Consider the following 13,757-nt stretch of genomic DNA (forward strand, 5'->3'; position numbering starts at 1 on the left):
GCCAGCGGGCCATGCGGATCTACGCGTGTGGAGCGACCGTAGGCCCCGTGCAGCGGCGAGGCAAGACCGTCTCCCGTACGGCGGCGGGCGGCGCCGGAGGCGGCCGGAGGGGCACGGGCCCGGCGCGCGGTCAGAAGCCCGCGCCGCCGGCCCGCAGGGCGTGGGTGATGTCGCGGTGGCGGTGCGGCGAGACACCGGCGGCGGCGTCCAGGAGCAGCGGGACCAGCTCGCCCGGCGCGCTCGCGGTCGCCGCCACGGCCTCCTCGGGTGTACGGGCCCGGACGAGCGCCGCGAACAGTTCGCGGGCCTCGGCCGGGCGGCCCGCGCCGAGCAGCGCCAGCGCCGTGTGCGCCACTTCCCCGAGGGGCCGGGCGACGCCCTGGCGCAGCAGCCGCACGCTCTCGGCGGTGCGCCCCGCGGCGGTCAGCGCGTCGGCGGCAGCGGCGAGCCGGGCGGGCGGCAGACAGGCCACTTCCCAGAGCAGCGTCGGCACCTCGTCCGCCAGGCCTGCACTCTCCAACTCGCCTATTACCTGTGGCAGTTCAGCAGGATGCGCGTGGGCGGCGGCACACAGCAGGGCGTGCGCCTCGCCGCCCCGCCCGGCGGCCCGGAGCCGGGCCAGGCGGGTGGCGTTGGTGGGCGCGGGGTGCCGGCCGGGGGCGCCGCCGGGTGCCGCCGCGCCGGGAGGGGTGGCACCGTCCGGCGAGCGGCGGTCCACCGCCGCGCTGGCCAGTGCGTCGAGGCGCCCCTGGAGTTCGCGGGCCCGCGCACCGGACCGTACGTGGTCGTCGCGGGCCCAGGCCAGTTCGTCCGCCAGCCGCGCCGCGTCGGGGCCGCCCGCGGCCGCCAGCAGGGCGGCCCGCAACTCCCGTTCGCGCAGCGCCGCGTACTGCCGTTCGCGGAGCATCGTGTCCAGCCGGTCCCCGAGGCGCGCGGGGGCGCCCGGCCGGGCGTCGTACGCCGCGACCGCCGCCGCGTGGAGCCGGCGCGCCCGCGGCCCGGCGGTGCGCACGGCGTGCTCGCCGCGCCGGCCCGCGAGGTCGTGCAGCAGCGACTCCACCACGTCCCAGGGCGGCACGTCCGCACCGTCGAGACAGGCCCGCAGGCCCTCGGGGTCACGGAGGGCGAAAACGGCGTACCACCCGGCCGTCTCGTCGAGCATCCGCGTCAGCCCGCGCAGGAACCGCGCGAACTCCGCCACCGGCGCTTCGCGTTGGTCCGCCGTCACGTTCCCCTCTCCCCTCCCCCGCTCCCCGTCCGTTCCCACCTCACGCCCGACGCGCAGGCGGCACCAGCCGGGTTTCGGCCTCGATTGCACCCGTTCTCCGCGCGGTTCTCCGGGCCTCCCGGGCGGCCGGAGCAGCGGCCACCCGCCGTTGCCGGTGGCGGGCCCCGGGCCGCGGACATGGCCGAGACGCTTCGGTGCGCCGTCACGATCTTCGTGGCGCCCCGCCCCGGCTCCCCGGCCGCAGGCCCGTCCGGGGGAGCCGGGGCGGGGACGGGCTTCGGGACGGCCGTGCGGGGCACCCGGTGTCGCATGACCAACAACGATGGAGCGTCCGGTCCGGACGAGTCGTACGAGTCGTACTGGATCGCGACAACGCCCGGCACGTCCTATCCGCCGCTCACCGAGGACGCCGAGGCCGATGTGACGGTGATCGGCGGCGGGATCGCCGGGCTGAGCACGGCCTGGGAGCTGGCCCGGGCCGGGCGCCGGGTCGTCGTGCTGGAGGCGGACCGGATCGCCGCCGGGGTCACCGGCTGCACGACCGCGAAGCTCTCGTCCCTGCACACCCTGGTCTACGACCGGCTGCGCCGCACCCGTGGCGCCGAGGGGGCCCGCCGGTACGCCGAGTCCCAGCAGGCCGCCGTCGAGCGCGTCGTCGAGATCGCGGACCTGCTGGGCGTCGACTGCGACCTCGAACGCGGCCCGGCGTTCACCTATGTACGGGACCCGGCGAGCGCCGGACAGCTGCGCGCGGAGGCGGAGGCGGCGCGCGAGGCCGGGCTGCCGGCTTCGTTCGTGACCGGGACCGGGCTGCCGTTCCCCGTGGCCGGCGCGGTGCGGGTCGAGGACCAGGCCCAGTTCCACCCGCGCGCGTACCTGCTCGCGCTGGCGGAGGACTTCCGCTCCCGCGGCGGCGTCATCCACGAGCGCACCCGCGCGACCGGCCTGCACGAGGGCTCGCCCTGCCGCGTGACGACCGAGTCGGGCGCCACCGTCACCTCCCGGGACGTGGTGGTCGCCACCCACTACCCGGTCTTCGACCGCGCCCTGCTGTTCACCCGGCTGTCGCCGCGCCGGGAGGTCGTGGTGGCCGCCCCCGTGGACGCCGCCCGCGACCCCGGCGGGATGTTCATCACGGAGGAGGAGGGCAAGCGGTCGGTGCGCACCGCCCCGTACGGCGACGGGCGCCGGCTGCTGATCGTCACGGGCGAGACCTTCAAGCCGGGCACGGCGGACGCCGGCGAGAAGTTCGCGCGGCTGACCGCCTGGATGCACCGGCACTTCCCCGGCACGGAGGTGGCGTACCGCTGGGCGACCCAGGACAACGACGCCACCGACACCGTTCCGCTGATCGGGCCGTTCCACCCGGCCGCCCGCCACACCTATGTCGCCACCGGGTTCGGCGGCTGGGGCCTGAGCGGCGGCGTGGCCGCCGGGCGCCTGCTGACCGGCCTGATCACCGGGGACCCGCCGCCGTGGGCGGGCCTGTACGACCCCCGCCGGCTGTGGAGCGCCGTCCGCGAGGCGCCCGCCTTCCTCAAGCACCAGGCCGAGGTCGGCCGGCACTTCATCGGCGACCGGCTGCGGACGACGCACGCCGACTCGGTGGCGGAGATCGCGCCCGGCTCCGGCGCGATCGTCCGGGTGCGCGGCAGGCGCTGCGCGGTCCACCGGGACGAGGACGGGACCACCCTGGCCGTGTCGGCGCGCTGCACCCACCTGGGCTGTCTGGTCGCGTTCAACGCGACGGAGAAGGCGTGGGAGTGCCCGTGCCACGGCTCCCGCTTCGCGCCGGACGGCTCGGTGCTCCAGGGTCCGGCCACGGAGCCGCTGGAGCGGCGGGAGGTGGAGTAGCGGCTCCGGGCCCGGCCGGGCCGCTCGGCCGGGCGTGGACGGCCCCGGTACGGGCGGCCCGGTGCGGGTGGTCCGGTACGGGTGGTCCGATGTGGGCGGTCCGGTACGGGTGGTCCGGTGTGCGTGGTCCGGACCGTTGGTGAGTACATTGGCCTCTTGCGGAACCGGGCGACCGTTCCCGTGGGGTTCACCGCCGGGTCCGTACGCCGTGCCGTCCGGCGGCAGCGGAGCCGCCCGAGAGAATGGACCTCTTCCTTGACCACGCCCCGCCTCGTCCCGCTCTCCCCGACCACCTGGGCGTGGACGCACGACAGCACCGCCTGGGGTTACAGCAACTGCGGTCTGGTCGCGTCCGACGGCGAAGCGCTCCTGATGGACACCCAGTTCACCTTGGAGGGCACCCGGCAGCTACTGGCCGCGATCGCCGGCGCGGTACCGGACGCGACGATCACCACCGTGGTCAACAGCCACCAGAACGGCGACCACACATGGGGCAACGAGCTGGTCGGGGACGCGGAGATCATCACGTCCGAGGCGTCCGCCGCGCACCGGTGCCAGGAGATGACGCCGGAGGCGCTGTCGGCCCTCAGCCGCGGCGAGCCGGCCACCGCGGTCGCGGCCTACGCCGTCGAGCACTTCGGCGGTTTCGACTTCGGCGGCATCACCCTCACCGGACCGACCCGGACCTTCACCGGCAGCCTGGAGCTGACCGTCGGCCGTACGGCGGTGCGCCTGCTGGACCTCGGCCCCGGGCACAGCGCGGGCGATGTCGCGCTGCACGTGCCCGAGGACGGTGTGGTGTTCACCGGCGACGCCCTGTTCCGCGGCGGCCACATGATCGTCTGGTCGGGCTCGCTCTCCTCGTGCGTCACGGCCTGCGACACCCTGCTGGCCACCGGCGCCACCACCTTCGTACCCGGCCACGGGGGGCTGACGGACCGGGCGGGGCTGACGCGGTTCCGCGACGAGCTGTCCCGGATATTCGAGACGGCCACCGCGCACGCCCGCGAGGGCACGGCGCTGGACGAGGCGGCCCGCCTGGTCAAGGCCGCGCACGCGGGCGACCTGGCGCACCCCGAGCGGCTGTTCACCGCGGTCGCGGCGGCCTACCGGGAGGCGGGCGTGCCGGACGTACCGTCCACCACGTTCGAGCTGGTCGAGGGCATGGCCCGGCTGGCGGCCGCCGGGTAGCCGGACGCGGGGAGGCCCGCCGCCGGGTGGTCCGACGGCACCACCAGCATCAGCCGCTGCGTACGGTCGCTGAGCGGCGCGAAGCAGCGGAAGGTGACCTCGAACTCCTCGTCACCGTGGCCGGGCAGGTACAGCCAGCGCCGGTCGCCGTCCGGGTGGGTGACCGTCGTCAGATCGTCGGTGAGCAGCCGGGCGGCGACCCGGTCGCGCTCCTTGATCTCCGCGACCACCTCCGCCAGCCTGCGGTTCTCCGGCTGCTCGGCGGCGGCCAGGCGCAGCTGGGACGCCATCGGCTTGGCCCAGTCCTCCTCCCAGTTGATCAGCTGGAGGCGGGCCTCCGGGTACGTCAGGGCCCAGATCATGACGTTGATGCCGTGCTTCATCCACGGCCAGTCCTTCTCGCAGGCCGCGTTGTACAGCAGCACGTCCCACGCCGAGTCGGACAGGTACGCGGGCCAGGGCTGCACCTGGATGAGCGCGGACGTCGAGGGGTCCACCGCGCCGGAGGGGCGGTAGAGGGGCGGTGGCACCTGTCCCCGCGCGTACACGAAGAGGGTGTGCCGCTGTGCCTCGTCGAGGTCGAGGATGCGCACGATGCGCTCCAGCCACTCGCTCTTCGGCCGCTCGATCCGGCCGGACTCCAGCCTGCGGTACCAGCCCTCGGTGACGCCGGTGAGCACCGCCATCTCGGCCTGCGTGATACCGAGCCGGTCCCGGTGGCCGAATTTCGCGGTGAAACCCGGTACCTGGTTGGGGTCCCGCGGGCCGCGCCAGTCGCGCAGGAAGTCGCCGAGCCGCTGATTACGGGACATTCGGCACCCAACTCCCTCCGGTTCGGTAAAAGGATCGAAAAGTTACGGCCGACTTTATCGCCACTTCGCTACGCACCGAACGAGCCCTCCGGCCGCCGCCGACCACCGGCCGACCTCGTGAATCACCCCAAAATCCACATCCCCCGCATTTCCCGGGCCGGAGCGGCACCCCGCCTACCGGAACTCCCAGTACCGGTCACCGTGCGTGACCGGCGGCGGACGGGAACACCCGACCGGTCTGTGCCAGAGTGACTGACCGCGGCAGGGCCCGCACGGCACCCGCCGACGCCCCGCCGCCGTGCCACCGGCACAGCCGGGCACACCAGCAGCAACCGAGAGGGACCCATGAGCCGCAGCGTCTTCATCACCGGTGGCAACCGAGGCATCGGGCTGGCGATCGCGCGGGCCATGGCCGCCGACGGCGACAAGGTCGCCGTCACGTACCGCTCGGGCGAGCCGCCCGCCGGCGTCCTGGGCGTCAAGTGCGACATCACCGACCCGGAGCAGGTCGAGGCGGCGTTCCGGCGGATCGAGGAGGCGCACGGCCCGGTCGAGGTGCTGGTGGCCAACGCGGGCATCACCCGCGACGCGCTGCTGATGCGGACGTCCGAGGACGACTTCGGCGACGTGGTGGGCACCAACCTCACCGCCGCCTACCGGGTGGCCAAGCGCGCCGCCCGCGGCATGCTGCGGGCCCGCAAGGGCCGCATGATCTTCATCGGCTCGACCGTCGGCCTGCGCGGCGAGGCGGGCCAGGCGAACTACGCGGCGGCCAAGGCCGGCCTGGTCGGCCTCGCCCGCTCCATCGCCCGCGAACTGGGCTCGCGCGGCATCACCGCCAACGTGGTCGCCCCCGGTCTCACCGAGACCGACATGACCGCGGCGCTCCCGCAGGACCGCCTGGACGCCATGCTGGAGGAGATCCCGCTGCGCAAGGCCGCCCGCCCCGAGGACATCGCCGCCGCGGTGCGCTTCCTCGCCGGCGAGGAAGCGGCGTACATCACCGGCGCCGTCATCCCGGTCGACGGCGGCGCGGGCATGGGCCACTGAGCCCACGCCGCACGGTCCGCACCACTCCCCGCCTCCCACGCCCTCACTCCCGGGGGCGTGGGCGAAGACACCCCACCCCCTCACGGGCGGTCGGGTGAGCGCTTGAACGGGGGTCAGGCGCTCGCCCACCGGGGGAACGGAAGCCTGTGAGGCGCCGAGTCATGGCGCCTCACAGGCTTTGACGTTTTCCGGGGCGGGTCACGCATGAGGGCGCGGCCAGGACCCACCCGGAAATCGACAGGCAAACTTGCAAGTTCACCTGTCGTGATCCTAGGCTGCCGCCATGCCCGAAAAGGATCCGCACCACCTGGCGACCGACCTGGGCGCCACCGTGAGCCTCCTCATGCGCCAGTTGCGCGCCGTCTCGCACGCCGGCGGGCTCACCGCCTCGCAGCGTGCGGCGATCGCCCGTATCGACGCCGGGGGACCCACCACCATCGCGGCGCTGGCCCGCGCGGAACACGTACGGCCGCAGTCGATGCGGATGACCGTCGGCGCCCTGGAGGAACAGGGAATCCTGCGACGGAGCCCGCATCCGACCGACGGCCGGCAGGTCGTCTTCTCCTTCACCGAGGAGGGGCGGCGGGTGCTCGCCGAGACCCGGCAGGCCAAGAACAACTGGCTCGCCGTCGCCATCGCCGAACGCCTCGACCCGGCCGAACAGGACACCCTGGCCGAAGCCACCGCGCTGCTGAAGCGGCTGATACAGGAATGAGGGCCGGGGAAACGGCGGCGGACGGAAGGGACTCCGCCGCACCCGTGCCGGGGAACGGTGAGCGGGGCTTCGGGGCCCGGCTGATGGCGCCGTTGCTGCTCGGCTCGGTGCTCAACCCGGTCAACTCGACGATGATCGCCACCTCGCTGGTGGCCATCGCCCGGGACTTCCACGTCGGCGCCGCCGACACCGCCTGGCTCGTCTCCGCCATGTACCTGGCCAGCGCGGTCGCCCAGCCCTCCATGGGCCGGCTGGCCGACCGGCTCGGTCCGCGCCGGGTCTTCGTCGCGGGGCTGGTGACGGTGCTCGCCGCCGGCCTGACCGGCGCGCTCGCACCCGCCTTCCCCCTGCTGACCGTCTCCCGCGTCGTCCTGGGCATCGGCACCTCGGCGGCGTACCCGGCCGCGATGGCGATCCTGCGCGCCGAGGCGGAACGGGTGGGCCGCGGCACACCGCGCGCCGTACTGGGGCGGCTGTCCCTGGCCGCCCTGGGCAGCGCCGCGGTGGGCCCCGCGCTCGGCGGGCTGCTGGCGGCGACCGCGGGCTGGCGCGCGGTCTTCGCGGTGAACGTCCCCCTCGCCCTCGCCGCCCTCGCCTGCGCCCTGGCCTGGCTGCCCGCGGACGGGCGTGCCGGTTCGGCGCGTACGACGGCCCGTACAGCATCTCCCGCGGGGTCCGTCGATCCGCTGGGCATCGCCCTGTTCGCCGCCACCCTCACCGTCGCGATGTTCTTCCTGCTGGACCTCGCACATCCCCGATGGCTGCTGCTGGCGCCGACCACCGCGCTCACCGCCGTCCTGACGTGGTGGCAGCTGCGCCACCCCGCACCGTTCCTGGACCTGCGGATGCTCGCCCGCAACGGCGCGCTGCTGCGCACCTATCTCCGGCACGGGCTGGCCTACCTCGTCATCTACTGCGTGCTGTACGGATACAGCCAGTGGCTGGAGGAAGGGCACGGCTACAGCGCCTTCCACGCCGGGCTGATCATGCTGCCGATGTCCGGGGCGGCCGCCGTGTGCTCCCTCGCCGGTGCCCGTACGAAGGGCATCCGGGCCCCGCTGATGGCCGCCGCGGTGTGCCTCGCCATCGGCAGCGGCGTCTGCCTGCTGCTGGGCGGTGGCACGCCGCCGGCTCTCCTGCTGCTCGCCGGAGCCCTCTTCGGCATCCCCCAGGGCCTCGCCTCCACGGGCAACCAGGCCGCGGTCTACGCGCAGGCGCCGGCCGACGGCATCGGTGCGGCGGCCGGGTTCCAGCGCACCGCGCAGTACCTCGGCGCGATCGTCGCTTCGAGCCTGATCGGGCTGCTGTACGGGCAGCGGGCCACGGACGCGGGGCTGCACGAGATCGCCGTCGTGGGGCTCGTCCTCGGCGTACTGCTGCTCGTACTGACGGCCGCGGACCGCGCGTTGCGCCCCCGGGCCCCCGCACCCGCGCAGCCTCCGGCGACCGCACGCCCCGCCGGGAACACGTCCCCCACCCGCACCCACCACTAGGAGCAAGCCCATGCCCGTCACCACACTCGACCCCACCACCGCCCTGGTTCTGATCGACCTTCAGAAGGGCATCACCGCACTGCCGACCGTCCACCCCGCCGCTGAGATCGTCGGGCGCTCCGCGCGGCTCGCCGCGGCCTTCCGCGCGCGGGACCTGCCGGTCGTGCTCGTCAACGTCGCGGGCGGCGCCCCGGGCCGTACGGAGGCCGGGCGGCCCGGGGGCACGCCGCCGGCCGACTGGGCGGAGCTGGTGCCGGAACTCGACCGGCAGCCCACGGACATCACCGTCACCAAGCGGACCTGGGGCGCCTTCCACGGCACCGGCCTCGACGCGGAGCTGCGCCGCCGGGGCGTCACGCAGATCGTCCTGGCGGGCATCGCGACGAGCATCGGCGTGGAGTCCACCGCGCGCGCCGCCCACGAGCACGGTTACCACGTCACCGTGGCCACGGACGCGGTGACCGACATGGACGAGGAGGCGCACCGCCGCAGCCTGGAGAAGATCTTCCCCCGGCTGGGCGAGACCGGCCCGGCGGAGACGGTCATCGGCCTGCTGGGCTGACCGGACCGGGAGGCGGGGGCGCGGGCACACCGGGCGGGCCGGCGGCCACCGGGGCCGCGCCCCTGGCCAGGAGCAGCAGCGCGTCGACCAGGTCCGCGGCGGACGCGCCGGTGGCCAGGCGCCGCAGCTGCTGCCCCGTCACCAGGGCGACCACGGTGCCGGCCAGCCGCTCGGCGTCCGCGACGCCCAGCGCCGTCAGGATGCGGGCCGCCAGCCGGTCGTACGCGGCGAAGCACTCGGCCGCCGCGGTCCGCAGCCGCTCGTCGCGCCCGGCCTGGACGTACAGTTCGAACGGCGCGATGTGCTCGCTGTCGAAGTCCGTGCCGCCCGCGACCTGGCCGACGAGCGCCGCGGCCTCGTCCAGGCCGATCCGGTCGAGGCGGCTGTCGTCGGCCAGCGCGGTGAACCGCCGGGTCTCCTCGTCGACGAACCGCAGCAGGCTCTCCCGCAGCAGGTCGTGCTGCGTCGCGAAGTGGTACGTCACCGAACCCAGCGAGACACCGGCCTCCTTCGCGATGCGCCGGTTGGTGACGGCGGCGACACCGTCCCGCCCGATGATGCGCAGCACGGCGCCGATGATGCAGCGCCGGGTGTCGCCGGGCCGGGCGGCCCCGGACTCCGCCGCCGTCACCGTCCCACCGCGTCCGCCGCGCCGCCGAGGTCCTCCGCCGTGGCGGGGCGCGGCTCCCCCCGTCGCGCGCGCACCGGCCATTCCCCGGAACCCGCCGCGCGCTCCCCTGCGCCCGCCGCCTCCGGCCGCCCGGCCACCGGCCCCGGCTCGGGCCACCGCTCGTACCACCGCAGCTCGCCCTCCAACTGCGCCGCCAGCGAGATCAGCAGCGGTTCCGAGTGGGACGGGCCGAGGAGCTGGGCGCCCAAGGGGAGGCCGCCCGCGGTGAATCCGGCGGGCACGCTGATGCCGGGCCAGCCGAGGACGTTCCACGGCCAGGCGTACGGGCACGCTGCGATCATCGCCCGGTCCGTCTGCCAGCCGTTCATCTTCGCGAGCGTGCCGATACGCGGCGGCGGCGCGGCCGTGGTCGGCGTCAGGATCAGGTCGTACGGGCCGAACAGCGCGCCCACCCGCCGGTGCTGGCGCCGCTCGGCCGCCCGCGCCCGGCGCAGCACGGGGCCGCCGAGCAGACGTCCCAGCCGGGCCGCGCCGCGCGTACGGCGGTCCAGCAGCGTGCGGTCGGGTGCCCGCGCCACCCATTCCCGTACGCCCGTCGTCGCCCGTGGCACGAACGCGAGGCCGATCAGCCCGTAGTCCGGTTCGGCCTCCTCGACGTGGTGGCCGAGGCCCGCGAGCGTACGGGCGAGAGCGGTGACGGCGGACCGTACCTCCGGGTGGAGCGGTTTGGGCGTGCCGGTGAAGGCCGGCTTCCACGAGAGGGCGATGCGCAGCCGCCCCGGGTCGCGGTCGGCCGCCGCGCGGGCCGCGACGGGGCGCGGCCGGTGCAGGTCGCCGTCGTGGCTGCCGGCGGCGGCGTCGAGGAGCAGGGCCGCGTCCCGGACCGTACGGGCCAGCGGGCCGAGCACCGTGATGCCCTGGAAGGCCTCCGGGTCGGGCCAGGTGGAGATGCGGCCGCGCTGCGGCTTGATGCCGACGAGGTGGGTCCAGGCGGCGGGGATGCGGACCGAGCCCGCGCCGTCCGTGCCGAGGGCGGCCGGTACGAGTCCGGCGGCGACCGCGGCGGCCGAGCCGCCCGACGAACCGCCCGGTGTGTGGCCCGGATTCCAGGGGTTGCGGGTGTCGCCGAACGCGGGCCCCTCGGTGAACGGCCACTGCCCCAGTTCGCAGGCGTTGGTCTTGCCGACGATGACCGCGCCGGCCGCGCGCAGCCGCCGTACGGCCTCGGAGTCCGCCGCCTTGGGCGGGAACTCGCCCGCGCAGCCGAAGGCGGTGGGCTCGCCCGCCACGTCGGTGTCGTCCTTGACGGCGACCGGCACGCCGAGCAGCGGCAGCCGCTCCCCCGCCGCCAGGCGCCGGTCGGCCGCGGCGGCCTCGGCGAGGGCGGCCCCGGCGCGGACCCGCCGGAAGGCGTTGACCGTGCCCTGGGTGGCGTCGATGCGTGCCAGCGAGCGCCGCACCAGTTCCACCGACGCCACGTGGCCGGCCGCCAGTGCCGCCGCCTGCTCGGCCAGTCCTTCGTACTCCCGGGCGGCGCCGCTCCGGAGGCCGGCGCCGTTGTCGCCGCTCCCGTCGCCGTTGTCCCGCAGGCCCATGAAACCCCCTTGCCGGACTGTTCGTTCGAACGAACGTCTTCGACGGTAACCGGGCCGGGCGGCGGCTTCAACGGTGCCCGCGGCCGAGTTCCGCGAGGCGGGTCAGGGCCGGCAGCGCGTCGGCGAGCGCCCGGCGCTGCTCGCCGGACAGGCGGTCCACCAGGGGCGTCAAGTGGCGGGTGCGGGCCTCGTGGCGGGTGCGGCCGGCGCGCCGGCCGGCCTCGGTGATGCGGACGAGGACGGCCCGCCCGTCACTCGGGTCGGGGCGGCGCTCGACCAGGCCGTCGCGCTCCAGCCGGGTGACGAGCTGGGTGATGCCGGGCTGGCTGACCTGTTCGGACCGGGTCAGGTCGGTCAGCCGCAGCGGGCCGTCGTGGCAGGTGAGGGTGTCGAGCACCGACAGCGCCGTGAACGAGAGCTTCTCCGGGACGGGCAGCCGGGCGTAGAAGCGGTTGAAGGTCTCGATCGCGGTGGCGAAGGCGTCCACGTCCAGGTCGCGGGCCGGGGCGGGGTTCGGTTCGTCGTGCACGACGAAAAACCTATCGAATCTTTAACATAAGTCGCTTATGTTCCGCCCCGGTCCGGCCTGTTCGGCGGGCCGCCGTCCCGCGCCGTGGTCAGCCCTGCGGCCGTACGACCATCGCCGACCCGCCGCCGCGCCGCACCTTCTCGGCCGCCGCCAGCCAGCGCCCGCCGGGCAGCCGCTGGACGCCGGTCGCGGCGCCGATCTCCGGGTTGCGGGTGAACCGGTGGCCGATCGCCTCCAGTTGCGCGCGGACCGGGCTGTCCCACAGGCCGGGTTCCAGCTCGGTGGCGGCCGCGTTGCGCTGGCTGGCGCGGGGCGCCGCGATGGCGTCGACCAGCGGCATCCCGCGGTCCAGGTGGTTCAGCAGGCTCTGCAGCACGGTCGTGATGATCGTCGCGCCGCCGGGCGAGCCCAGCGCCACCACGGGCCGGCCGTCCCGCAGCACGATCGTCGGGGACATCGAGGACCGCGGCCGCTTGCCGGGACCGGGCAGGTTCGGGTCGTGCACGGCCGGGTTCGCCGGGGCGAAGGAGAAGTCCGTCAGCTCGTTGTTGAGCAGGAAGCCGCGGCCCGGTACGACGATGCCGCTGCCGCCGGTCTGCTCGATGGTGAGGGTGTAGGCGACGACGTTGCCCCACTTGTCGGCGACGGTCAGATGGGTGGTGTTCTCGCCCTCGTACGTGGTGGGCGCGGCCCGGCCGCCCGCCGCGCAGGGCTTCGGGTGGCGCGGATCGCCGGGCGCCAGCGGGCTGGTGAGCACCGCGTCGTCCTTGATCAGGCAGGCCCGGGAGTCGGCGAACCGCTGCGAGGTCAGGCCCCGGGTCGGCACGTCCTCGAACTCCGGATCGCCCACCCAGCGCCCCCGGTCGGCGAAGGCGATGCGGCTCGCCTCGATGTAGCGGTGCAGGTAGTCCTTCTCGCTCAGCTGCGACAGGTCGTCGTGCTCCAGGATGTTGAGCGCCTCGGCGATGCTGGTGCCGCCGGACGACGACGGCGCCATGCCGTACACGTCCAGCCCCCGGTACCGGGACCGGGTCGGCGCCTGGCCGCGCACCTCGTACGAGCGCAGGTCGCCGAACGTCAGGTCGCCGGGCCGTACCTGGCGGGCGGCGCCGGGCCGCACCGGTGGCTTCCGCACGGTCCGCACGACGTCCTTGCCGAGCCGCCCGTGGTACATGGCGTCGACGCCCCGGTCGCCCAACTCCTTGTACGTCCGGGCGAGATCGGGGTTCTTCAGGGTCGAGCCGACGGCCGGGAGCTTGCCGCCGGGCAGGAACAGGCGCGCGGTGGCGGGGAAGTCGCGGAAGCGGGCCTCGTTGGCGGCGGTCTGCGCGCGGAAGGTCGCGTCGACCTCGAAGCCGTCGCGGGCCAGCTTCTCCGCGGGCTTCAGGACCTCGCGCAGCGAGCGGGTGCCCCACCGGTCCAGCGCGGTGTCCCAGGTGGCGGGCGTGCCGGGGGTGCCGACGGACAGCCCGCTGGTGACCGCCTCGTCGAACGGGACCGGCTTGCCGCTCTCCAGGAACAGGCCGCTGCCGGCGCTGCGCGGCGCGGTCTCGCGGCCGTCGAGGGTGCGGACGGTGCGGGACTTGGCGTCGTACGAGACGAAGTAGCCGCCGCCCCCGACGCCGGCCGAGTAGGGCTCGGTGACGCCGAGGGCCGCCGCGGTGGCGACGGCCGCGTCCACGGCGTTGCCGCCCTTGCGCAGCACCTCGATGCCGGCGGCCGAGGCGTCGGCGTCCACGCTGGAGACCGCGCCGCCGTAGCCGACCGCGACCGGCGTCTTCGGCGGGGCCTTCGCGGGCGCCCCGGCCGGGGCCGGCGGTGCGGCGGCCGGGGACTGGGCGGCGGCCGGGACGGTGGTCAGCGAACCGGCGAGGGCGGCCACCACCCCCAGTACGGAAAGTCGGCGGACCGGTGTCATACGGCGTTCCCTCCTGGCCTGAGCGGGCGGCAGAGGCCGGAGCCTACCTGCGTGATCACGGGGGCGACAGGGGGCGCGAGGGCGGGGCGCGAAAGGGGCGTGCACGGGGTGTGGCGCGCGGTGCGCAAGGGGCGGACAGGGGGTGTGGCACGCGGTGCTTTCCAGGGGGCATCAAGGTG

12 protein-coding genes are annotated in these 13,757 nt (G+C 75.3%); 6 read left to right on the plus strand and 6 right to left on the minus strand.

Annotation, left to right across the window (positions count from 1 at the left end; genetic code table 11):
• Positions 1 to 130: 130 nt before the first annotated feature.
• A complete protein-coding gene (locus tag CP973_RS27770) occupies positions 131 to 1,228 on the minus strand; it encodes a hypothetical protein (RefSeq protein ID WP_208853314.1) in 1,098 nt (365 codons plus the stop codon).
• 309 nt (positions 1,229 to 1,537) lie between these two features.
• Here CP973_RS27770 and CP973_RS27775 point away from each other — a divergent pair, with 309 nt between their 5' ends.
• The gene (locus tag CP973_RS27775; protein WP_150246658.1) at positions 1,538 to 3,082 is read left to right on the plus strand and encodes an FAD-dependent oxidoreductase; all 1,545 of its coding nucleotides are present in this window, start codon (positions 1,538 to 1,540) and stop codon (positions 3,080 to 3,082) included.
• 255 nt (positions 3,083 to 3,337) lie between these two features.
• On the plus strand, positions 3,338 to 4,273 hold the full coding sequence (locus CP973_RS27780) for an MBL fold metallo-hydrolase (RefSeq protein ID WP_167538525.1): 936 nt from the start codon (positions 3,338 to 3,340) through the stop codon (positions 4,271 to 4,273).
• Here the strand turns inward: CP973_RS27780 and CP973_RS27785 are convergent.
• Positions 4,189 to 5,085 carry an MmyB family transcriptional regulator gene (locus tag CP973_RS27785; RefSeq protein ID WP_150246660.1) on the minus strand — a complete coding sequence of 299 codons (897 nt, stop codon included), beginning with the start codon at positions 5,083 to 5,085 and terminating at the stop codon, positions 4,189 to 4,191. The two genes, CP973_RS27780 and CP973_RS27785, sit on opposite strands and share 85 nt — an antisense overlap.
• Before the next feature lie 345 nt (positions 5,086 to 5,430).
• On the opposite strand from CP973_RS27785, the gene fabG reads away from it, so the two are divergent.
• The 4 genes from fabG to CP973_RS27805 all read left to right on the plus strand — a co-directional run bounded on the left by fabG (position 5,431) and on the right by CP973_RS27805 (position 8,905).
• Positions 5,431 to 6,135 (plus strand): 3-oxoacyl-ACP reductase FabG, encoded by a 705-nt coding sequence (fabG, locus tag CP973_RS27790; protein ID WP_150246661.1) that lies wholly within the window; start codon positions 5,431 to 5,433, stop codon positions 6,133 to 6,135.
• A 283-nt stretch (positions 6,136 to 6,418) separates the two neighbouring features.
• Positions 6,419 to 6,850 carry a MarR family winged helix-turn-helix transcriptional regulator gene (locus CP973_RS27795; protein WP_150246662.1) on the plus strand — a complete coding sequence of 144 codons (432 nt, stop codon included), beginning with the start codon at positions 6,419 to 6,421 and terminating at the stop codon, positions 6,848 to 6,850.
• An 83-nt stretch (positions 6,851 to 6,933) separates the two neighbouring features.
• Entirely contained in the window at positions 6,934 to 8,343 is a 1,410-nt protein-coding gene (locus CP973_RS27800) for an MFS transporter (protein ID WP_244410268.1), read from the plus strand.
• A 10-nt stretch (positions 8,344 to 8,353) separates the two neighbouring features.
• The gene (locus CP973_RS27805; RefSeq protein ID WP_150246663.1) at positions 8,354 to 8,905 is read left to right on the plus strand and encodes an isochorismatase family protein; all 552 of its coding nucleotides are present in this window, start codon (positions 8,354 to 8,356) and stop codon (positions 8,903 to 8,905) included.
• Here CP973_RS27805 and CP973_RS27810 read toward each other — a convergent pair.
• From CP973_RS27810 to ggt, 4 genes are all read right to left on the minus strand, one after another.
• Positions 8,886 to 9,536 (minus strand): TetR/AcrR family transcriptional regulator, encoded by a 651-nt coding sequence (locus CP973_RS27810; protein ID WP_150246664.1) that lies wholly within the window; start codon positions 9,534 to 9,536, stop codon positions 8,886 to 8,888. The genes CP973_RS27805 and CP973_RS27810 overlap by 20 nt on opposite strands.
• Positions 9,533 to 11,131, minus strand: coding sequence for an amidase (locus CP973_RS27815; RefSeq protein WP_150246665.1), 1,599 nt, complete (start codon positions 11,129 to 11,131; stop codon positions 9,533 to 9,535). Before CP973_RS27815 ends, CP973_RS27810 begins: the two co-directional genes overlap by 4 nt.
• A 67-nt stretch (positions 11,132 to 11,198) precedes the next feature.
• The gene (locus tag CP973_RS27820; RefSeq protein WP_150246666.1) at positions 11,199 to 11,660 is read right to left on the minus strand and encodes a MarR family winged helix-turn-helix transcriptional regulator; all 462 of its coding nucleotides are present in this window, start codon (positions 11,658 to 11,660) and stop codon (positions 11,199 to 11,201) included.
• An 88-nt stretch (positions 11,661 to 11,748) separates the two neighbouring features.
• Positions 11,749 to 13,578, minus strand: coding sequence for a gamma-glutamyltransferase (ggt, locus tag CP973_RS27825; protein WP_150246667.1), 1,830 nt, complete (start codon positions 13,576 to 13,578; stop codon positions 11,749 to 11,751).
• Positions 13,579 to 13,757: the final 179 nt, after the last annotated feature.

It is taken from the genome of Streptomyces albofaciens JCM 4342, assembly GCF_008634025.1.
In the GTDB taxonomy this organism is placed as follows: Bacteria; Actinomycetota; Actinomycetes; order Streptomycetales; family Streptomycetaceae; genus Streptomyces; species Streptomyces albofaciens.